Source organism: Streptococcus sp. HMSC065H07, from assembly GCF_001837325.1.
Classification (GTDB): domain Bacteria; phylum Bacillota; class Bacilli; order Lactobacillales; family Streptococcaceae; genus Streptococcus; species Streptococcus salivarius_H.
Genome location: NZ_KV832029.1, coordinates 79,350 through 99,021 on the forward strand (window position 1 = coordinate 79,350; position 19,672 = coordinate 99,021).

The following is a 19,672-nucleotide window of genomic DNA, read 5'->3' on the forward strand; positions in this document are numbered from 1 at the left end:
TAAAACTCTACCTATTATATTGTTTTTAAATCATGACTCCAAATCATCCAAATCTAACTGCCTGCCCTCTTGGTCCTCTAAACCTGTCAGGGTAACACCTAAAAGGCGAACACCACTGCTATTTTCCTCCAGTTGATCAAAAATGGTATGAGCAATCCTTTCGATGGTATCGAAATCCTGGGTCGATTTGTCCAAGGTCATACGCTTGGTTAAGGTTGAGAAATCCGAATAACGGACCTTGATGACAATAATACGACCGACTTTTTTAGTTTTCTGAGCACTTTCAGCTACTCGCCTAGCATTCTTAGTCAACTCAGCCTTGATGTCATCGTCATTATACAGGAGCTTACCATAGGTTCGCTCACTTCCGATAGATTTACGGACACGATTGGGCCTAACAGGACTATTGGAAATCCCCCTAGCCTTTCGAAAGAGATCAAATCCAAAACGTCCAAAACGATCAATCAGAGTCATCTCAGGAACCTTCAGAAGATCGGCACCGGTGTAGATGTCCATGTCATGAAGACGTTCAACTGACTTTTTACCTACCCCATGAAACTTTTCAATAGGGAGCTTTTCCAAAAATTCCTGAGCCTCCTCTGGAAGCACCACCGTCAAACCAGCAGGCTTTTGAAAATCAGAGGCTAGTTTGGCGATAAATTTATTATAGGAAACGCCTGCTGAACAAGTCAGGTGAAGTTCCTGCCAGATATCATACTGGATAAGCTTGGCTACCTTAACCGCCGATTTGACACCAAGCTTATTTATCGTCACATCAAGATAGGCTTCGTCAATAGACATAGGCTCAACCAAGTCAGTATAGCGTTTAAAAATCTCACGAATTTGCATCCCTACCTCTCGGTAATGGCTATAATTTCCTGAGATAAAGACAGCATTAGGACAACGTTCATAGGCTTCCTTAGAAGACATGGCTGAATGGATACCGTATTTTCTAGCCTCGTAATTACAGGTTGATACCACACCACGTCCCCCTGTTTTTCTGGGATCATGACCGATAATAACCGGCTTGTCCTTAAGACTGGGGTCATCCCTCATCTCGACCTGAGCAAAAAAGGCGTCCATGTCAATATGGATGATTTTCCGACTGGTATCATTTATTAGAGGAAACTCTAACATGGCTCCCTGCCTCCTTTCTCAAATTTATCTCATTGTAAAGCTTTTCACATAAAACTTTGGGCCTACAAAGCATTCTCCCCTTATGATACCAAAATCTATCAAAAAACAGAAATTTATAATACAGATTTGTCGTTTTCGAAACTGTATTATAAAAGAATGTCTCTAAAAATGCAGTTTTAAAGTTGTGTAAGCGGTTACTGTGTGATAGAATACTCTTAGAGAATGTAACAGATTATTTGTTACTAGAATTATAGGAGTACAAACTATGGCAACCGTAAAAACTAACACTGATGTTTTCGAAAAAGCGTGGGAAGGCTTTAAGGGAACTGATTGGAAAGAAAAAGCAAGTGTGTCTCGCTTCGTACAAGCAAACTACACACCATATGATGGTGATGAAAGCTTCCTTGCAGGACCAACTGAACGCTCACTTAAAATCAAAAAAATCGTAGACGAAACTAAAGCAGGTTATGAAGCTGAAGGACGCTTCCCAATGGATACTCGTCCAACTTCAATCGCTGACATCCCTGCAGGTTACATTTCAAAAGAAGATGAACTTATCTATGGTATCCAAAATGATGAGCTCTTCAAATTGAACTTCATGCCTAAAGGTGGTATCCGTATGGCGGAAACTGCTTTGAAAGAACACGGTTATGAACCAGATCCAGCTGTACACGAAATTTTCACTAAATACGTAACTACAGTTAATGACGGTATCTTCCGTGCTTACACTTCAAACATCCGTCGTGCACGTCACGCTCACACAGTTACTGGTCTTCCAGATGCTTACTCACGTGGACGTATCATCGGTGTTTACGCTCGTCTTGCCCTTTATGGTGCTGACTACTTGATGCAAGAAAAAGTTAACGACTGGAATGCTATCAAAGAAATCGACGAAGAAACTATCCGTCTTCGTGAAGAAGTTAACCTTCAATATCAAGCACTTCAACAAGTCGTTGCTCTTGGTGACCTTTACGGAGTAGACGTTCGTCGTCCAGCCTTCGATACTAAAGAAGCTATCCAATGGACAAACATTGCTTTCATGGCTGTATGTCGTGTTATCAATGGTGCGGCAACTTCACTTGGTCGTGTGCCAATCGTTCTTGACGTATACGCAGAACGTGACCTTGCTCGTGGTACTTATACTGAATCAGAAATCCAAGAATTCGTTGACGATTTCGTTATGAAACTTCGTACAGTTAAGTTTGCTCGTACAAAAGCTTACGACCAATTGTACTCAGGTGACCCAACATTCATCACAACTTCTATGGCTGGTATGGGTGCTGACGGACGTCACCGTGTTACTAAGATGGACTACCGTTTCTTGAACACTTTGGACAACATCGGTAATTCTCCAGAACCAAACTTGACAGTTCTTTGGACTGACAAATTGCCTTACTCATTCCGTCGCTACTGTATGCACATGAGCCACAAGCACTCTTCTATCCAATACGAAGGTGTGACTACTATGGCTAAAGACGGATACGGTGAAATGAGCTGTATCTCATGTTGTGTATCACCACTTGACCCAGAAAACGAAGAACAACGCCACAACATCCAATACTTCGGTGCTCGTGTTAACGTACTTAAAGCCCTTCTTACTGGTTTGAACGGTGGTTACGACGATGTTCATAAAGACTACAAAGTATTTGACATCGATCCAATCCGTGATGAAGTTCTTGACTTTGACACTGTTAAAGCTAACTTCGAAAAATCTCTTGACTGGTTGACTGACACTTACGTAGATGCCCTTAACATCATCCACTACATGACTGATAAGTACAACTATGAAGCTGTTCAAATGGCCTTCTTGCCAACTAAACAACGTGCTAACATGGGATTCGGTATCTGTGGTTTCGCAAATACTGTTGATACATTGGCAGCTATCAAATACGCTACAGTTAAACCAATCCGTGACGAAGATGGCTACATCTACGACTACGAAACAATCGGTGAATACCCACGTTGGGGTGAAGATGACCCACGTTCAAACGAATTGGCAGAATGGTTGATCGAAGCTTACACTACTCGTCTTCGCAGCCACAAACTCTATAAAGATGCAGAAGCTACAGTTTCACTTCTTACAATCACTTCTAACGTTGCTTACTCTAAACAAACTGGTAACTCTCCAGTCCACAAAGGGGTATATCTCAACGAAGATGGTTCAGTGAACTTGTCTAAATTGGAATTCTTCTCACCAGGTGCTAACCCATCTAACAAAGCTAAAGGTGGATGGTTGCAAAACTTGAACTCACTTGCAAGTCTTGACTTCGGTTATGCAGCTGACGGTATCTCACTTACTACTCAAGTATCACCTCGTGCCCTTGGTAAGACTCACGACGAACAAGTTGATAACCTCGTAACTATCCTCGACGGATACTTCGAAAATGGTGGACAACACGTTAACTTGAACGTAATGGACTTGTCAGACGTTTACGAAAAGATCATGAGCGGTGAAGATGTTATCGTACGTATCTCTGGATACTGTGTAAACACTAAATACCTCACTCCAGAACAAAAAACTGAATTGACACAACGTGTCTTCCACGAAGTTCTTTCAATGGACGATGCTTTGGGATAAAAACGAATAAAGAGCTCGCAATTGCGAGTTCTTTTCTTTTTGTAAAACACATATTTTCATTATATTTTTCTAAATCTACTATAATTTATATTTGACTTTTTCTCAGATTAGCTATAAAATAAAAGCGTTTCCGTTTGGTTTCTCCAAACACTTCCTTCTCAGAAGCACCTTAGAGAAATGACACTCTATCACTGTCTAACTGCTAGTTTACAAATAACAGGTCAACTAGTATGACAATAAAATAAAAGAGTATAAGGAAGAAAGATGAATAAGAAAAGTTTTAAGCTAATTGGATTAGTAGCTCTCGTAGCAAGTACAGTCCTACTCGTAGCCTGCCAATCCGAGACAAAAACCGAAAACTCAAAGTCCAAGGACGTTCAATGGGGTTATACTGGCTCTACTGGTCCAGACCATTGGGGTGACCTTTCGAAAGATTATGAACTCAGCAAAAATGGTAAAGAACAATCTCCGATCAATATCACCGGAGCTGAGGACGTTGATGTTCCTGAACTAAACCTTAATAATCAAGAATCAGAAGCTCAAGTTGAAAATAATGGGCATACTATTGAAGTCAGCTTCAAAAATCCAAAGAATACCCTAACAATTGGTAACGAAGTTTACAAGTTGCAACAGTTCCATTTTCACGCACCAGCTGAGAATGAAATTGATGGTCAGACTTATCCTCTAGAGGGGCACTTCGTCTATAAAACAGATAATGGGAAAATCACAGTTGTCTCCGTTCTCTATAATTATGGCGATGAAAATCAATCTTTAAAACAAATCTGGGACAAAATGCCTCAGGCGGCCAATACTGAAACTGAGCTTTCTCAGGCCATCTCACTTGATGATTTCTATCCTGAAGACAAGGACTACTACAACTTTGAAGGTTCCCTAACAACACCTCCATGTACTGAAGGTGTTAACTGGATTGTCTTCAAGAATCAAGAAACTGTCAGCAAGGAACAAGTGGAGAAATTCACTCAAACCCTTGGATTTGAAAATAACCGTCCTATCCAAGATACAAACGGTCGAAAGATAAATGAATAAAACAAGATAAAGAGCTTGATGACTACTCCTCTCATCAAGCTTTTTTTCGTTGACGATATACTAGAATCTTTGTTACACTGGTTCTATGATTATCAAACATACAAGAGATACACTTTCAGAGACTTATCTAGATGCTGTGGCTATTCGGAACACCGTTTTCGTTAAAGGGCAAGGAGTTCCTCACTCTATCGAGATTGACGCAAATGAAGCCTACTGTATTCACTTTGTTTTATACGATGATAAAGACAAGGCTGCAGCAACCGTACGCCTACTGCCTAATAAAGATTTGACTCAGCTTACCCTCCAACGTATGGCGGTGCTCGAGGCCTACCAAGGCCAAGGTCTGGGAAGCATTCTCTTGAAAGAAGCTGAAGATTTTGCACAAGAGCAAGGCTTCCAGACTATTTCTCTCCATGCTCAACTCAGGGCACTTAAGTTCTACCTCAATAATGGCTATCAGGAAGTCGGTAAAATCTTTGAAGAGGCTGGTATCCAACACATTACTGTTGAAAAATCATTACTAAGTAAAAAAGCTTAAGCAGTAGGTCAACTGCTTAAGCTTCTTCTTTTGTCGCAGATATAGGATAGCCATGCTCGACAGCAAGAACTGATACATATTCTCTTTTCTTTAATGTCTCTACGATCTTTTTCCAGTATTTCTGCCCTTTAAAAAGAAGGACAAACACTCCCATGCAGACCAAAAAACCAAGAAATTGTTTATATTCAGAAGATGACAGTTTTGATTCTAGTTCTAGGAGCTCAAACAGTCCTCTCAATAGAACTGTAAAGGTAATCATTATAAGGCTAAGTCCACTAAAGTATCCTAAACATATAAGCAAATACCCTATTTGAAGCTTCTTGGAACGCTTCTTGTAGAGTAACTTATAGTCCTGACTGTACTTTTCAAATACAGGAAAGTGAATATCAAATCCTCTCCTCATACGAATGACTTTCAAATCAGGTTGGGCACGATAACTAAGGCAATGAATCAATTTGTATAGTATCTCTCTTATCAAGATATAAGAAGAAGCGATTATAGGGACTACTATACAAGAAAATACAAGAACACCTAAATAGAAGGAATCTTTATCAAATGCCAACAAGTCGACCATCACCCCAAAAAACATACCACAGACAAAGAGACTACTCCCGTTAAGCACACAAAAGAGGAGACTCAAAAACCAAGGGACAAGTTTGCTTTCCTTAGAATGTCTACTCGACCGTTTCACGAATCAGCTCCTTCTTCATTATCTCAATTAAAACATCTCTGTCTTTAATCCATTGAGCTCTCTCATCCTTGTAGTAAGTACGATTACTGAGGAAAATAGCTGCACGTTGAGCTGGGATATTGATAAGCACAAAGGTACCTGTATAACCAGTATGAAGAATCCAATCGCCTTGAAGGTCCCAAGCGACACTGCGCTCCTTATTGGATTGGCTGATATTCTGCGTCAGATTTTTAGCAAAATCATCCGTCAAATAATGGTCAACAAAGATTTCTAAGTCCTTTAGGGTTGAAAAGAGGCCTGCTGAACCTGTATGCTCTTTGAGCACTCGAGCCTTGGGATCGTGAACAGTTCCTCCCGGAATTCCCTCAACAGTTGGAACAGCAACCTCAACTGGCCCAAACCGTGTTTCAGTCATACCAAAAAGTTGAAAAATTTCGCTGTCAAAGAGCTTATCCAGTGTTTGTCCAGAGACTTTCTCAAGCATCAAGCCTAGGAGAATAAAATTAATATCGGTATACAAGAAAGGTTTATCATCCTTAACTTTGATGGCATTAATAGCAGAAATCAAGCCAGCTTGGTCTAACTCATCACGGTTTGGAATAAAAGGATCAATGCCGCTACTGTGAGAAAGAAGCTGACGAAGAGTTAGCGTCTTATCCACTACTGCAGGATAATAGGTCGATAGTTTCTCGTCCAAGTCCAATTTTCCCGCCTGCAAGTAGAAAAGACAGAGGGTCCCTACTCCTACCACCTTGGAAACACTAGCTAGATCATAGGTCAGTCCTGGAACTACCGGAATATTTCCATCCTGAGTTCCTAGATAATGCTCCTGCCAATCTTGTCCGTCATAAAGTGCAAGGCTGGCACCCGGGAAGATGTCAGCCTTGATGTAGTCTGTAATTGTTGACAATGTTTGTTTAAAATTAGTCATTATTTTGTTAGCCAAACCTCAATATTACTCATATCAGTCAGTGCGAGTAGGCTTTCTTTAGTATCTAGATAACTTGAGAACTGTTCCTTTTCAAGTTTCTCATGCAAGGCAACCAAGTCGTAGTCTTCAGCTACCTTAAATTCTAGAATTTCCAAATCCCAAGTCTGGTCTGGACTCACTTGGAGGTCAGGACCTTCTGCTTTCTCAAAGTGGATAGACAAAGGCAATTCTTCACCAAAAAGATTGTCGTAAAAGAAAGCTGCTTGAGCTGTATCAACAACGTTCAAGGTCAAAGACTCGACCGTAAAGTCTGACACTCCTTTGAAATCTTCTTTTTCTTCAACATCTGCGTACTCGACTGTCTTGAGAGTAGACAAGTCATCTTCGGCATGCATCAAAATAAGACCATTCTCAGGTGAGATTGTTTCAAAAGCATACCCTTTTTCCCCTTGGAAAATAGCCTTGGCTTGGTGATCATCACGCGCCAAAAGGTACTCAATCTCAAGTGGATCTGAAACCTTGATAACCACTTTATTAATTTTCTTAGGGCCTTCAACCGCACGGCAACGGTAAGCTGGTGACTCCTCAATCACAAAAAGTGAGTTACGGTCTGTCCAATCTGTGAAGACCGCAAGGGCATTTTCCTCAGTCAAAAGCTTAAATCCTAATGTATTTTGGTAAAAATCAATATTTTCTTGTCTGTTATTCACACGAAAGATTGGTGTGTGAAACTTAAAATTCCCTGATTGCGTCATGACAACCTCCATTCTTTTCTATTTTATCCGAAAAGAGCCTGTGTGACAAGGATTTTCCTAAGAAAAAACAGGATTGTAATTTTTTCACATTCTTTCACATAAATTATGAAAATCATTATATTATATTTACCGTAGGACTAGCTATTTCCTCATTTTAGAGTATAATAGAGACTATGAAAACTCTCGTCAATCATTTGGCGTTTAGACATACCTATCAGGGACTCTTTTTACTGCTGATGATAGCTATCCCAAACCTGGCTTTAGGTATGACAACGTCCTATAACAATCAGACTGGGTTGACCTTCACTAGCCTTGAAAGCTGGGGAATTATCGCTGTCAATCTCATTATTTTTTATATTACCTATCTTTGGGCTAAAAATGAAGGTTTGCTTACTCACTTTAGACTCGACCGAAAGGATACTAAAGCTATTATCTGGGGCTTTGTGCTTATTTTTCTGATGGGAGTTATTGGAAGCAATCTTATGCTACTGACTCACACCAACTACCATGCAGAACTTCAAAGAACCCTTACGACAACGCCTATCCTACCAGTAGCGATTGGTATGATGACTACAGCCTTCTTACAAGAACTGCTCTTTCGTAAGTGGATTTTCACTTGGTTGTCTCCTTATTCGACAGTTGCTGTTTTAGTGAGTACCGGTCTCTTTTGTCTCTTCCACATGCCTACCAATCTTGCCCATCTCCTCCTTTATATCGGAATGGGTTTGGCCCTCTCTATGGTCTACCAAAAAAGAGAGAACTTATCTACAAGTATCACACTTCATGTTTTGTGGAACCTTTACACCTTAGGTGCTACAATTCTGGTTATGACTACTCCTATGTAACTGAGAATGCTTTCTCAGTTTTTTTGTTACGTTCAAAATTTTAAGCATAAAAAAATCTGAAGCATTGGCTTCAGATTTTTTATTATTGATTAAAGATAGAGGGCTTTGAACAAGTATACTCCCAAAAGTCCTGCAAGGATTGGCGCCACAACTGGAACCCATGCATACCACCATTTAGAATCACCTTTGTGCTCACCAAGAACTGATGTTGGCAAGATGTGGTGAAGAAGACGTGGCATCAAGTCACGGGCTGGGTTAAGGGCTGGTCCTGTAGGTCCACCAAATGAAAGAACCAAGGCACAAACCAAGAAACCAACACCGATGTGAGCTGTTTCAAGAGCTCCGTGGAATTGTCCGTCAACCATTTCTTTAGTGTAACCAACAGCAAGAGCTTGTTGAGCAAGCTTGTGACCAAAGTAGTTATTCGTCAAAGCAAGGGCACCAAAGAAGAGAAGGAATGAACCAGCGAACTCGTTAACAAAACCGTTAAGGAGAGCACGGTTACGATTTTCTGGTGTGTCATCATGAGTGTCAACTGCTGAAATCGTTGAGAAGGTACCAAGAATATTGTTTGGATTCTCAGTTTGTACATAGTAAGGTTGGTGAACCCAAACCACGATAGCTTGACCTACAAAGGCACCAAGAAGTTGTGCAATAAGGTATCCAGGAACACCTACCCATGAGAACAAGCCAGATGCAGCAAGTCCAAGTGTGAAGGCAGGGTTGATGTGGTTACCAGAAACATCACCAAACATAAGGGCTGGCATCATAACACCAAAACCATAACCAAAGGCGATTACAATCCAACCAGATTTGTTACCTTTTGTTCCCTTAAGCTCAACGTTGGCAACGGCACCATTACCAAGGGCTACAAGAAAAGCAGTCGCGATAAACTCAGTGAGGTATTTCAAAACCCATTCACTGGTGAACGCTTCTTTTAGAAAATCATTCATTTGTCTCTTTATTTCCTTTCGATTTTACAATAATTTAGACATCTATCATTTTATCAAGTATAATGTCTGATGTAAAGATATTTCTGAAATGTTTACGTATTATTTTTGAGGTTTTTGAATATGAAATTTAATCAGTTTAGTTACATCCCAGTTAGTCCTGAAATAGCTTGTCAGGAACTCCGTTCTTTGGGCTTTGAAGTCTCTCTAGATGCTAGTTCCAAGGCCAATTTTGAAGCCTTTGTTCGCAAGTCCTTCCTTTTCTTTGAAGATACTGATTTGGCTTTGAAAAATTGGATTGCTGATTCAGAGACTGACCTCCTAACCTTCTTCCAATCAGATGGTCCTTTGACTGCTGAAGTCTTTGGCTTGGTAGCCCTTCAACTGCTAGGCTTTGTCCCTAATGTGGACTTTACAGACAGTGCTGCTTTCCTAGAGAAAATGGCCTTTCCAATCACTTTTGATGGTAGTCTTAACAACCTGCATCAATTGTTGGCGACACGCACACAGTCTGGCAATACCTTAATTGATCAGTTAGTAGCTCAGGATTTAATCCCTGTAAGTAATGACTACGTCTTCTTTAATGGTAAGAGCTTAGCAACATTTGACACTAATCAGCTTCACCGTGAAGTGGTTTATGTCGAAACACCTGTAGATACTGATAAAGACGGGCAGTTAGACTTGGTCAAGGTGACTATCCTACGTCCTGATGTGGACTTCCCAGTTCCAGCCATGATGACCGCAAGTCCTTATCAACAAGGGACTAATGAGCCTGCTTCAGATAAGCTCACCCACAAGATGGAGGGAGACTTGCTCGTCAAACCAGCAGGTAAAATCTCTCTTAAACAACCTGAAATCAAGGTACCAGAGGCAGACCTTACGCCTATCAATCCTGTCACAAAGACTCAGGAGCGTTTTGCTCACACAGATACCTACACACTTAACGATTACATGTTAGCTCGTGGTGTGGCCTCTATCTATGTATCCGGTGTCGGTACCTTCAACTCAGAAGGTTTCATGACCTCTGGAGACTATCAACAAATTCTGGCCTATAAAGCTGTCATCGACTGGCTCAATGGTCGTGCACGCGCCTTTACTAGCCGTAGCAGACAGCATACAATCACTGCTGATTGGGCTTCTGGTAAGGTGACTACTACTGGACTTTCATACTTAGGTACCATGTCCAACGCCCTTGCTACAACTGGCGTTGAAGGTTTGGAAATGGTTATTGCTGAAGCGGGTATTTCTTCTTGGTACGACTATTACCGTGAAAACGGCCTCCTCGTTAGTCCTGGAGGCTACCCTGGTGAGGATCTCGATACCTTGACTGAATTCACCTACTCTCGTGCCCTATTGGCTGGAGAATACCTACGCCACCAAAAAGACTACGAGGCCTACCTTAAGGAGCTAAGTACGGCTATTGATCGTAAGCATGGAGACTATAACCAGTTTTGGCATGACCGTAACTATGTGCAGTTCGCAGACCGTGTCAAAGCCACTGTTGTCTTTACACATGGTAGCCAGGATTGGAATGTCAAACCGATTAACGTCTATCAAATGTTCAATGCTCTTCCATACTCTCTTGAAAAACACCTCTTCTTCCACAATGGTGCCCACGTTTACATGAATGCCTGGCAGTCTATTGACTTCCGAGAAAGCATGAACGCCTTGATTTGTCAGAAACTCCTTGGTTTGGAGAATGGCTACACACTACCTACTGTTATCTGGCAAAATAACCAGTCTGAGCAGACCTGGGAGGTTCTCGATAACTTTGGTCATGAGAATGCTAAACACATTCAGCTTGGTCAGGCTGAAGCTAGCATCGCTAACCATTACGAAGAGGAAACCTTCACCAAATACGGTAAAGCTTACCAAAGCTTCAAGGATTACCTCTTTGCAGACAAAGCCAATGCCATTACCTTGGACTTTGAACTGGACCAAGATATCCAGATTAATGGTCGTGTCCACCTAGAGCTCAAGGTTAAGTCTAATACAAACCGTGGTCTCATTTCGGCCCAAGTTCTAGAAATGGGTGACAAGAAGTATCTCGCACCTATTCCCGCACTCAAACGCATGAATCTAGATAACGGCCGTCTCTTCAAGGAAGAAGCCTTACGTGAATTGCCATTCAAGCAGGCAAAATACCGTATCATTACCAAAGGACACCTTAACCTGCAAAATCGCAAGAACCTCCTTAGCATTGAGAATGTCACTCCAAATGAATGGATGACTATCGGTTTGGATTTGCAACCAACCATCTACAAACTCAACAAGGGCGACAAACTCCGACTTGTTCTCTATACCACAGACTTTGAGCACACTATTCGTGACAATAGCGACTATGAATTGACCGTGGACCTAAGCCAAAGTCAGATGACATTGCCTTATTAGCTTTTTATCACAAAAAAATCCCATAGGATGAGAACTCCCATGGGATTTTTTTATTGTGTGGAAATAAACAAGATTTAATCTTCAATTTTTACGATTCATTTTAATGTTATTTAAACAAATGATGTAGCCAAGACAGTGAAATAAGACAAATTCTCAATGAACAACTCAACCTTAAAACCAAGAAATCCTCCCTAATGACATCAATAGCCATAACGAATCGCTAGCAATTTTCGCAAATCTGCCATTCGCTCCTCGATAAAGGGAGACAAGGTTAGCTGGTCTTTTCTGACCACTTCGGATATTTCCAGTGACATCCTGCTTAAGATATAGGGAGTGGCTGAACGAGAGTCTGCAAGTTCCGTTCGGTAGGAGTGCAGGACCTGCTTCAAATCAGCATAATCTGGCTTATCTCCAATAGTTTCAATTACTTCATCGATGATAGCTACTGCTTGTTCTCGTCTCTCTTTGCCTCCTGCAAACCATTTAAGTCCTGTCATTAAGAAAACCTCCTTATTTCTTTTAACTAATTTTTCAATCACATCTTTAGTATAGCACCCTGATAGTCATTTAAAAGCCAGCGTCCCAAAAAATAGCTATAGGTCCTAAATGGTAGCCAAATCCAGATTGGATGCTGACTAGATAGAGGATTTAAAGCTATATTCCCAATGACTACTCCTAAGATTGCTGATACGACACGTAAAGAACGTAACACAGCAGAACTAATTTTTTGTAATATCACCATGGTAATTCCTTTTCTACTAGAGTCATTTACATAAACTACTAGAGCGTTATCTAAAGAATGATTGGCTATTATTCTGAATCTAGCATGGCTAAAGACACGAATCTGTCACTTTCCATGCTGCTTAAAACAAATACATCACTTCTCATTTCTAAAAATCAGCTGACTAAGATCATCAGAGAACGATAAAGAAACATAAAGTGACAAGATATAAAATAAAAATGTTCTTTCTTGATGCCAGAAAAATGTTATCACACATTGAATACAGACAGCCAAGATAACTTGTAGGATAAATATTATGTATTTTCTAGAAAAAACAGATTGTTCCAATAGTAATCCTCCTTTCATGACATTTTTGAAAACCCAGACACTGTAAGTTTTGTCTATACGATAGAAGAACTTCTTTCAAGCCATAGAAATCCTACTCTAATTTTCACATTTTTCATTAATCACTTTCTTATTATAGCGCTTTTATGCACTTTATGCAACGTAAATTGAATAATGTCACAAATGGTTACTATATTTTCTATCTTTTAAAATATTTTTTGACTTGCAAGTAAGCTAGAAAATCACAGAGAATTAACAAAAGCATTAATACGACTAGTACTATGCGGTCTGTGGTATCACTGAATGTTAGTAAGGTGTAAAACTCTACACAAAGCACTAGAAATGAGATGACCAGAAAGACAATGAAGGACTGCCATATTATTAACGGATTTACTGAATCGGAACGCTTCTTAAGCATACAGTAGAGCAGCCCATTTACAAAAATGACTACTAAAGCTAGTGCTCCGACTGCTAACCAAATCTCTGGAGAAGTCTTGCTTTTGTAGAGAGAAATACTGGTACTTATAAGGAAAACTGCCAATATAGCAGTAGCGACCCTAAAAAATCGCAATACTCTCGGACTAATATTCTTTAACTTCATGATAAAACAATTAAGCTATGAATAACCTCAGTCAGTCTTGTAGACTGAATAAGCTATTACATTTAACGCTATTCCTTTCTGTATTTTATTCTACTGTTGTAAGATCTCAAGTAAGTCCTTAGCGATTAAATTCTACTGGAGATGTAATACAGTAGTGTCATTAGTACAGATACTTTAAATAAGCGAATATACATATCTTTGTCTTTTCTATTACAAAGAAAAACAATCAAATATAATACAATCTCCGCTATCATTAGCAAGAATAATTTTACTTCGGGAACATCAAAAATAAGCATTTACAAGGACCTCACGTTCAAAGGGGCCAAAAGTTACTTTTTAAACTGTACCCATTTTTTAAAAAGAAGACTATAAAGAAGCAAGGTTAGGCCTAGCAAATTAATGGTATGATGGACTGCATCCAAACTTCTAAATAGATTAGCGAGGCCCATTCCTATGAGAATGGTAGCCAGTAAATACGGTTTTGAGTTTTTGAACATACTTTTCTCCTTAAAGTGTTTTTAGCTTTCTGTGCAAAGCTATTCACAGACTAGCAATTGACAAGGTATCTCAATTAGAATTTCTTTTTAGCGGAATTGGTAACTTTGTGTTTTTCAAGAAATGACATAATAGGCTTATCTAAAAAACTCATCACAGCCATGAAAGCCATCCCTAAAATATAACTTTTCAAATCAAACATAATCCATCACCACCTTCAACGTTTGCAAGTGCCTCGAGATCGAGTGTTTCAAAAGTGTTATTTGTTTGCCTTATCATTCTAACAACCTCCTAAACTATTTTTAGCTCTTTCTTTCAAGCTATGATTTTATTATAGGGTGATAGGCCACAAAAAAGTAGTGACATAAATGTCACTACTTTTTTCCGATTTCTTTTAGCTGATGTCAGAAAAACAATATCCATAAATATAATTTTTCAGTTGACACAACTTACCAATTCCTAGATGATTACTGACAGGAATCCACCTATTTTTTGAGTCGCTCCCATTTACTAAAAATCAAACTATAAGTGATTAATGCCAACCCTACCAAATTAATGATATGATGTACAAAATCTAAATTTCTAAAAAGGTTAGCAATGCCAAATCCTAAAAGGAAAATGGCTAATAAATACATTTTTTTATCTTTAAGCATAGGGTCACCTAAATATTAGCAGAATGTGGCATAACCAACTAAAGCTCCTCCCCAGTAACCTACTGGGCCTCCAGCTGATCCTACTAGAGCAGATCCGATTGTGCCGGCATAACACTTAACCCATCCGCCACCTTCAACGTTTGCAAGTGCCTCGAGATCGAGTGTTTCAAAATTGTTCATTGTTTGTGTTGTCATTCTAACAACCTCCTAAAATATTATTTTTTAGCTTTTTCTCTCAAGCTATGGTTTTATTATAAGTTGTAGGCCAACAAAAAAGTAGTGACATAAATGTCACTACTCGATTTTGATTTTTAAGAAATCTTTTCGAATATAAAATCTATGGTCTAGATTAGCTTACGCTCCTTCCATTGCACCTGCTTGTAGGCTGTACATCTTATGATAGGTACCACCAAGGGCTAGGAGTTCCTCGTGGCTACCGTGTTCGATGATGCGGCCCTTGTCTAAGACATAGATGCAGTTGGCATCTTGGATAGTCGATAGGCGGTGGGCAATGGCAATGGTTGTACGTCCTTGACGCATTTTTGCTAGAGAGTTTTGGACAATAGCCTCTGTCTCCGAATCAATATTGGCTGTCGCTTCATCCAAAATCAAGATTTTAGGCTGACTAGCAACGGTCCTAGCAAAGGCTAGAAGCTGACGTTGACCGGTTGAAAAACTTGAACCTCGTTCGGAAACTGGAGCTTCATAACCTTCTGGAAGTTTGTCGATAAAGTGGTTGGCATCCACAAACTCAGCAGCGGCTTTGATTTCTTCATCAGTTAAATCTTGATACATGGCAATATTGGATTTGATTGTACCATGATAGAGAAAGGGTTCCTGAAGGACAAGACCAATGTTCTTACGTAGCTCTGCCTGACTATAATCGCGAATATCCACACCGTCAAGAAGAACTCGTCCTGATTGGAACTCATAGAAACGCATAAAGACATTGATAATAGAGGATTTTCCGGAACCTGTAGAACCGACAAAGGCGATGGTTTCTCCTTTATTGACAGAGAAGGAAATACTATCTAAAATCTGGTGCTTGCCATCATAGGAGAAGGAGACATTTTCAAAGCGAATATTCCCCTCAGTAACCTTGGCATCTGTGCCTCTCTGCTCAGGTTCATAGGTGCGCTCGTCGATCAAGGCGAAGACCCGACCTGCTGAGACCATCGAGGTTTGCAAGGTTGAGAAGTTTTGTGTCACTTCAATCAAGGGATCAAAGAGGCGGTTAATGTACTGGATAAAGGCATACATGGTCCCCGCTGTGATGCCCAAATAGATACCTCGGTAGCCAAAGTAGGCCATGAGAACAGCATAGCCCAGGAGCTTCAGTAAACTCATGGCTGGGCGTAGAAAGAGAGAATCCAGTGACATGGAACGGCTGGCGTAAATCAGGTGTTCCTCATTAATGGCATCAAACTCTTTTTTGAGGCGTTTCTCTTGGTTAAAGGCCTGAATGATGCGAATCCCTTCGATACTCTCTGACAGTTTGGCATTTATATCTGAAAGCAAGGCTCTGGTCTTTTCAATGATGACCACTGATTTTTTGCGGTAGAGATTAACCAAAAGAACAATCAGAGGAAGAAAGAGCACAATAAGCCCGGTCAGACGAATGTCCAAGATCATCATGGTGTAAAGGGTGGTAACAAATATAAAGATAGCCGAAATAAAGCTAGACAGAATCCCTGAGAACATCTCACTAATAGTCTCTGTATCATTGGTCAAGCGGGAAACGATAGAGCCTGCTGGAGTTTTGTCAAAGTAAGACATGCCTAGTTTCTCCATATTGGCAAAGGCATCTCGGCGAATATCCCTGACAATGCTGTAGGACACACGCGCAAAAAAGAGATTTCCCAAATACTGAACTAGTGTCTGCAAAAGATAAAGACCATAGTAACCAATCAGAATTAAACTTGCCGCCTGATTCATATCATGAAGATAGTGGTCAATAAAATAAGAGGCCACAAGGGGAATAATACTCTTGATAACCGTTGTGGACAAGAGGAAGGCTAAAGCTAGAAAGGTCAAGAATTTGTAAGGCTTGAGATAGGTCAAGAGACGCTTAAACACAGACCATTGGTTTTGATTAGGCATCATCTTCTTCTCCTCCTTCCATTTCTAACTGTTGAGACTCATAGGTCTTGGCATACCAACCACCCTGAGCTAGCAAATCCTCATGACGGCCACGTTCAATGATACGACCATCCTGCATGACTAAGATAAGGTCAGCGTGCACCACCGCACTCAGACGATGGGCGGTAATGATAGTTGTCTTGTCCTTGCGGGTATGTTTGAGATTGTCAATAATAGCATATTCTGTCTTGGCATCAACCGCAGATAGGGAGTCGTCCAAAATCAAAATATCTGGATCCAAAATCATGGCCCGACTCATGGCCAGACGTTGTTTTTGACCGCCTGATAGGCTGACACCCTTTTCACCAATGATTGTTTCAAAGCCTTCAGGCATATCCTTGATGTCATCATAAACTTGAGCTAACTTAGTCGCTTCTTCTACCTTGTCAAAGGAGAGATCCGGATTACCAAAGCAGATATTGTCTAAAATGGAGCTGGCAAAGAGAAACTGGTCTTGAGGAACATAGCCCATCAAGCTACGCAAGTCTGATAGGCGATAATCTCGGATGTTATGACCATTCAAATAGATGGCTCCTTGATTAACATCGTGCTCCCGCAAGAGCAACTTGACAAGGGCCGTCTTTCCTGAGCCAGTCTGTCCAACCAAACCAAGGGTTTGCCCCTTGTCCAAGGTGAAATGAATATCTCTCAAAGTATCCTCATCCTCAAAGGCAAAGCGGTCAATCGCATATTCTAAGCGACCATTTTCAATACTTGGGAGAGGGTGCGCAGGATCTTGAACATCTGATTCCTGCTCCAGAAGATTTTCAATACGTTGGTAGGACACATTTCCTCTCTGTGTGATATTAAAGAGGAAGCCAATGGCCATTAGAGGCCAAACCAGCATGTCCAAATAGGTAATGAAGGTTACCAAATTTCCGACCGTTATCTGACCAGCCTGAATCATAAAGGCACCGACAAGAAGGGTCAAAACATAGGATGAGCCAACAAAGAGTAAGACCAAAGGATCAAAAAGGCTATCATACTTCATGGTATGCATATTCTTTTTAAAGGTCATCTTATTGGTCTCTTGGAAGGACTGAAGCTCAGCCTCCTGATAGCCAAAAGACTTGGTTACCTTGATACCTGATACCGACTCTTGGACCTTATTATTAAGTTCTGAAAAGGCTGCCTGGGATTCTCCAAAAGCTTTATGGGTCTTGCGTCCTAAACGACTAGTCGCAAAAGCCATGAAGGGGAGGGGTAAGACAGCCACCAGTGTCATCTGCCAGGAAATGCTGAAAAACATGGTGATTAGGGTTACCAAGGCTGTGATAGAGGCATCCACGGCTGACATGACGCCCCCGCCAGCCAAGCGGGTTAAAGAGTTGATATCATTGGTTGCATGGGCCATGAGGTCCCCAGTTCGGTACTTTTGATAAAAAGAAGGCGACATCTTAGTAAAATGCTCAAAAAGGCGTGAACGCATAATCTGGCCTAAGCGATAAGAAGTCGCCAAGATATACATGCGCCAAACATAGCGCAAATAGTACATCCCCAGAGCTGCCAAAAGCAAATATACGAGATTCAGAAGCAAGATCTGATTGGTCAATTTTCCCGATGTGATAGCATCAATGACCCGCCCCATAACCATAGGAGGAATCAGATTGAGAACCGAAACCAGACTCAGTGCCAAAATCCCGACAATATACCGGCGTTTTTCTAACTTGAAAAACCACCAAAGTTTTGCAATGATTGATTCTTTAAAAGACAAGTTACTCCTCCTATCCTTACAAATGGTTAATAATAGACCTCGTATAAGTCTCGTATGATAAGGTTACTTCCAATAGCGATAGATTGTGCCATCTTCTAACTGAAAGTGACCAATATAAGATAACTTCCCAAAATCAGTAGACTCTGGCAATTGATAAGCAAAGGAATCAAAATTATAGACCTTGTGCCCATCATCCATAGAGTAGCTATCCTTATCATGGATAACGGATTCATCTTTCTTAGGGTTCCAAATGCGTCTGATTTCATCAGATGTCTTATACTCTCTGACAAAATTGTACAATTCAAAGTTAGTTGCCTCACTGAGATAGCGACCATCGGTGTTGTAGTTAGCTAATTGAGGCTCTCTCTTAGCCTCAGAATAATTCCAAACCTGTCCTCTTTCTCGCATGATATCGGCATCACGGCCACTTTGATAGGTATCTGCCTTAACCATCGTCATTGTTACTCCTAACGTTAATACGGTGACTACTGTCATCATTAAATGTTTCATTATTTCTCCAAACGTGTTTATTCATTTTTCCCTCTTTTGAATGTGTTGTATTTGTATGATAGAAAATAAGTGAAACCTGAGACGCGTAAGCTCCCAGGTTTTTTACTCTTTAAAATGCGTTTGAATCAGTTTTACAAGAAGGCGGTAGGCACCTAGTGCCACCAAACCACCCAAAGTATTGGTCCATAAATCATCTAGCTCAAAGACACGATTAGCATCAATGAGAAGGTCTAGAATCACTTGTCCGACCTCAATCGCCAAAGACATGGCAAAAGTCGCTAAAAGGACCTTTTTCCAAGACCTGAATCTTGGGTACAAGGCTAAAAGCCCTAAAATCAGCGGACTCAGCAAGAAAATGTTGGTCACATTTTGCCCAAGCACAAAGACAATCTCTTTAAGACTATCTAGCTGATAAAAGTTGGTCAAACTATTGAATGGGGTTAATAGGACCACGACACGACCAAAATGTTGAATACCAGGGGTTTCAACACCTTCAACTAGCCCGTACTGGGGTGTCCAACATAGGAGCACTAAACAAAGGAGATAAGCACAGACCAAAACTCGGCTTAGCTTTCTTCCTTTTGGTGTTAGTTCTCCATCCTTATCTACCCAAGTCTTAAGCTGAAACATC

The 19,672-nt window shown here is 40.6% G+C and carries 20 protein-coding genes; 5 read left to right on the forward strand and 15 right to left on the reverse strand.

The features are described from left to right. Positions 1-30: 30 nt before the first annotated feature. Entirely contained in the window at positions 31-1,137 is a 1,107-nt protein-coding gene (gene dinB / locus HMPREF2637_RS04215; RefSeq protein WP_064523905.1) for a DNA polymerase IV, read from the reverse strand. Positions 1,138-1,402: 265 nt separating this feature from the next. Between dinB and pflB the strand changes: the two genes are divergently transcribed. The 3 genes from pflB (at position 1,403) to HMPREF2637_RS04230 (ending at position 5,300) form a co-directional block, all read left to right on the forward strand. Continuing rightward, positions 1,403-3,715, forward strand: a complete 2,313-nt coding sequence (gene pflB / locus HMPREF2637_RS04220; RefSeq protein WP_064523908.1) for a formate C-acetyltransferase — start codon at positions 1,403-1,405, stop codon at positions 3,713-3,715. Between the two features lie 264 nt (positions 3,716-3,979). Further along, a complete protein-coding gene (locus tag HMPREF2637_RS04225) occupies positions 3,980-4,762 on the forward strand; it encodes a carbonic anhydrase (protein ID WP_037599127.1) in 783 nt (260 codons plus the stop codon). Positions 4,763-4,847: 85 nt separating this feature from the next. Next, positions 4,848-5,300, forward strand: coding sequence for a GNAT family N-acetyltransferase (locus HMPREF2637_RS04230; RefSeq protein WP_037599126.1), 453 nt, complete (start codon positions 4,848-4,850; stop codon positions 5,298-5,300). A gap of 16 nt (positions 5,301-5,316) precedes the next feature. Here HMPREF2637_RS04230 and HMPREF2637_RS04235 read toward each other — a convergent pair whose 3' ends face one another. The 3 genes from HMPREF2637_RS04235 to HMPREF2637_RS04245 form a co-directional block, all read right to left on the reverse strand. Next, entirely contained in the window at positions 5,317-5,862 is a 546-nt protein-coding gene (locus HMPREF2637_RS04235) for a hypothetical protein (protein ID WP_253183497.1), read from the reverse strand. Positions 5,863-5,974: 112 nt separating this feature from the next. Continuing rightward, on the reverse strand, positions 5,975-6,922 hold the full coding sequence (locus tag HMPREF2637_RS04240; RefSeq protein WP_037599124.1) for a serine hydrolase domain-containing protein: 948 nt from the start codon (positions 6,920-6,922) through the stop codon (positions 5,975-5,977). Beyond that, a complete protein-coding gene (locus HMPREF2637_RS04245; RefSeq protein WP_022495893.1) occupies positions 6,922-7,677 on the reverse strand; it encodes a CppA family protein in 756 nt (251 codons plus the stop codon). The genes HMPREF2637_RS04240 and HMPREF2637_RS04245 overlap by 1 nt, the downstream gene beginning before the upstream one ends. A 173-nt stretch (positions 7,678-7,850) precedes the next feature. Here HMPREF2637_RS04245 and HMPREF2637_RS10825 point away from each other — a divergent pair, with 173 nt between their 5' ends. Then, positions 7,851-8,522 carry a CPBP family intramembrane glutamic endopeptidase gene (locus HMPREF2637_RS10825; protein ID WP_081260144.1) on the forward strand — a complete coding sequence of 224 codons (672 nt, stop codon included), beginning with the start codon at positions 7,851-7,853 and terminating at the stop codon, positions 8,520-8,522. An 89-nt stretch (positions 8,523-8,611) separates the two neighbouring features. Here HMPREF2637_RS10825 and gla read toward each other — a convergent pair whose 3' ends face one another. After that, a complete protein-coding gene (gene gla, locus HMPREF2637_RS04255) occupies positions 8,612-9,475 on the reverse strand; it encodes an aquaglyceroporin Gla (RefSeq protein WP_037599123.1) in 864 nt (287 codons plus the stop codon). A 120-nt stretch (positions 9,476-9,595) separates the two neighbouring features. Here gla and HMPREF2637_RS04260 point away from each other — a divergent pair, with 120 nt between their 5' ends. Next, positions 9,596-11,863: a Xaa-Pro dipeptidyl-peptidase gene (locus HMPREF2637_RS04260; RefSeq protein WP_037599122.1), complete on the forward strand. Its 2,268-nt coding sequence runs from the start codon at positions 9,596-9,598 to the stop codon at positions 11,861-11,863. Positions 11,864-12,063: 200 nt separating this feature from the next. Here the strand turns inward: HMPREF2637_RS04260 and HMPREF2637_RS04265 are convergent, their stop codons facing one another. From HMPREF2637_RS04265 to HMPREF2637_RS04295, 10 genes are all read right to left on the reverse strand, one after another. Continuing rightward, positions 12,064-12,360: a bacteriocin immunity protein gene (locus HMPREF2637_RS04265; protein ID WP_021143666.1), complete on the reverse strand. Its 297-nt coding sequence runs from the start codon at positions 12,358-12,360 to the stop codon at positions 12,064-12,066. 768 nt (positions 12,361-13,128) lie between these two features. Next, positions 13,129-13,530 (reverse strand): hypothetical protein, encoded by a 402-nt coding sequence (locus tag HMPREF2637_RS11720; protein WP_002891731.1) that lies wholly within the window; start codon positions 13,528-13,530, stop codon positions 13,129-13,131. Between the two features lie 571 nt (positions 13,531-14,101). Next, the gene (locus HMPREF2637_RS11515) at positions 14,102-14,227 is read right to left on the reverse strand and encodes a hypothetical protein (protein WP_002891736.1); all 126 of its coding nucleotides are present in this window, start codon (positions 14,225-14,227) and stop codon (positions 14,102-14,104) included. Beyond that, positions 14,215-14,304 (reverse strand): ComC/BlpC family leader-containing pheromone/bacteriocin, encoded by a 90-nt coding sequence (locus tag HMPREF2637_RS11090; protein ID WP_141760019.1) that lies wholly within the window; start codon positions 14,302-14,304, stop codon positions 14,215-14,217. Before HMPREF2637_RS11090 ends, HMPREF2637_RS11515 begins: the two co-directional genes overlap by 13 nt. 206 nt (positions 14,305-14,510) lie before the next feature. Then, complete coding sequence (locus tag HMPREF2637_RS11275; RefSeq protein ID WP_002891737.1) at positions 14,511-14,678, reverse strand: hypothetical protein; 168 nt, start codon at positions 14,676-14,678, stop codon at positions 14,511-14,513. A gap of 15 nt (positions 14,679-14,693) precedes the next feature. Continuing rightward, entirely contained in the window at positions 14,694-14,873 is a 180-nt protein-coding gene (locus HMPREF2637_RS04275; protein WP_002891738.1) for a Blp family class II bacteriocin, read from the reverse strand. A gap of 159 nt (positions 14,874-15,032) precedes the next feature. Next, on the reverse strand, positions 15,033-16,781 hold the full coding sequence (locus HMPREF2637_RS04280) for an ABC transporter ATP-binding protein (protein ID WP_002891739.1): 1,749 nt from the start codon (positions 16,779-16,781) through the stop codon (positions 15,033-15,035). Then, entirely contained in the window at positions 16,771-18,531 is a 1,761-nt protein-coding gene (locus HMPREF2637_RS04285; RefSeq protein WP_037599120.1) for an ABC transporter ATP-binding protein, read from the reverse strand. The genes HMPREF2637_RS04280 and HMPREF2637_RS04285 overlap by 11 nt, the downstream gene beginning before the upstream one ends. A gap of 63 nt (positions 18,532-18,594) precedes the next feature. Continuing rightward, a complete protein-coding gene (locus HMPREF2637_RS04290) occupies positions 18,595-19,041 on the reverse strand; it encodes a hypothetical protein (RefSeq protein WP_002891741.1) in 447 nt (148 codons plus the stop codon). A gap of 102 nt (positions 19,042-19,143) precedes the next feature. After that, the gene (locus HMPREF2637_RS04295; protein ID WP_037599119.1) at positions 19,144-19,671 is read right to left on the reverse strand and encodes a VanZ family protein; all 528 of its coding nucleotides are present in this window, start codon (positions 19,669-19,671) and stop codon (positions 19,144-19,146) included. Position 19,672 lies beyond the last annotated feature (1 nt).

Excerpts from the sequence above, each read along its gene's own strand:
- HMPREF2637_RS04275 (WP_002891738.1), bottom strand. The coding sequence starts at position 14,873 with ATGACAACACAAACAATGAACAATTTTGAAACACTCGATCTCGAGGCA.
- HMPREF2637_RS11515 (WP_002891736.1), bottom strand. The coding sequence starts at position 14,227 with ATGTTTGATTTGAAAAGTTATATTTTAGGGATGGCTTTCATGGCTGTG.
- HMPREF2637_RS04240 (WP_037599124.1), bottom strand. The coding sequence starts at position 6,922 with ATGACTAATTTTAAACAAACATTGTCAACAATTACAGACTACATCAAG.
- HMPREF2637_RS11090 (WP_141760019.1), bottom strand. The coding sequence starts at position 14,304 with ATGATAAGGCAAACAAATAACACTTTTGAAACACTCGATCTCGAGGCA.
- HMPREF2637_RS04245 (WP_022495893.1), bottom strand. The coding sequence starts at position 7,677 with ATGACGCAATCAGGGAATTTTAAGTTTCACACACCAATCTTTCGTGTG.
- pflB (WP_064523908.1), top strand. The coding sequence starts at position 1,403 with ATGGCAACCGTAAAAACTAACACTGATGTTTTCGAAAAAGCGTGGGAA.
- dinB (WP_064523905.1), bottom strand. The coding sequence starts at position 1,137 with ATGTTAGAGTTTCCTCTAATAAATGATACCAGTCGGAAAATCATCCAT.
- HMPREF2637_RS11275 (WP_002891737.1), bottom strand. The coding sequence starts at position 14,678 with ATGCTTAAAGATAAAAAAATGTATTTATTAGCCATTTTCCTTTTAGGA.
- HMPREF2637_RS04290 (WP_002891741.1), bottom strand. The coding sequence starts at position 19,041 with ATGAAACATTTAATGATGACAGTAGTCACCGTATTAACGTTAGGAGTA.
- HMPREF2637_RS04295 (WP_037599119.1), bottom strand. The coding sequence starts at position 19,671 with ATGTTTCAGCTTAAGACTTGGGTAGATAAGGATGGAGAACTAACACCA.
- HMPREF2637_RS11720 (WP_002891731.1), bottom strand. The coding sequence starts at position 13,530 with ATGAAGTTAAAGAATATTAGTCCGAGAGTATTGCGATTTTTTAGGGTC.
- HMPREF2637_RS04265 (WP_021143666.1), bottom strand. The coding sequence starts at position 12,360 with ATGACAGGACTTAAATGGTTTGCAGGAGGCAAAGAGAGACGAGAACAA.
- gla (WP_037599123.1), bottom strand. The coding sequence starts at position 9,475 with ATGAATGATTTTCTAAAAGAAGCGTTCACCAGTGAATGGGTTTTGAAA.
- HMPREF2637_RS10825 (WP_081260144.1), top strand. The coding sequence starts at position 7,851 with ATGAAAACTCTCGTCAATCATTTGGCGTTTAGACATACCTATCAGGGA.
- HMPREF2637_RS04230 (WP_037599126.1), top strand. The coding sequence starts at position 4,848 with ATGATTATCAAACATACAAGAGATACACTTTCAGAGACTTATCTAGAT.
- HMPREF2637_RS04280 (WP_002891739.1), bottom strand. The coding sequence starts at position 16,781 with ATGATGCCTAATCAAAACCAATGGTCTGTGTTTAAGCGTCTCTTGACC.
- HMPREF2637_RS04260 (WP_037599122.1), top strand. The coding sequence starts at position 9,596 with ATGAAATTTAATCAGTTTAGTTACATCCCAGTTAGTCCTGAAATAGCT.
- HMPREF2637_RS04225 (WP_037599127.1), top strand. The coding sequence starts at position 3,980 with ATGAATAAGAAAAGTTTTAAGCTAATTGGATTAGTAGCTCTCGTAGCA.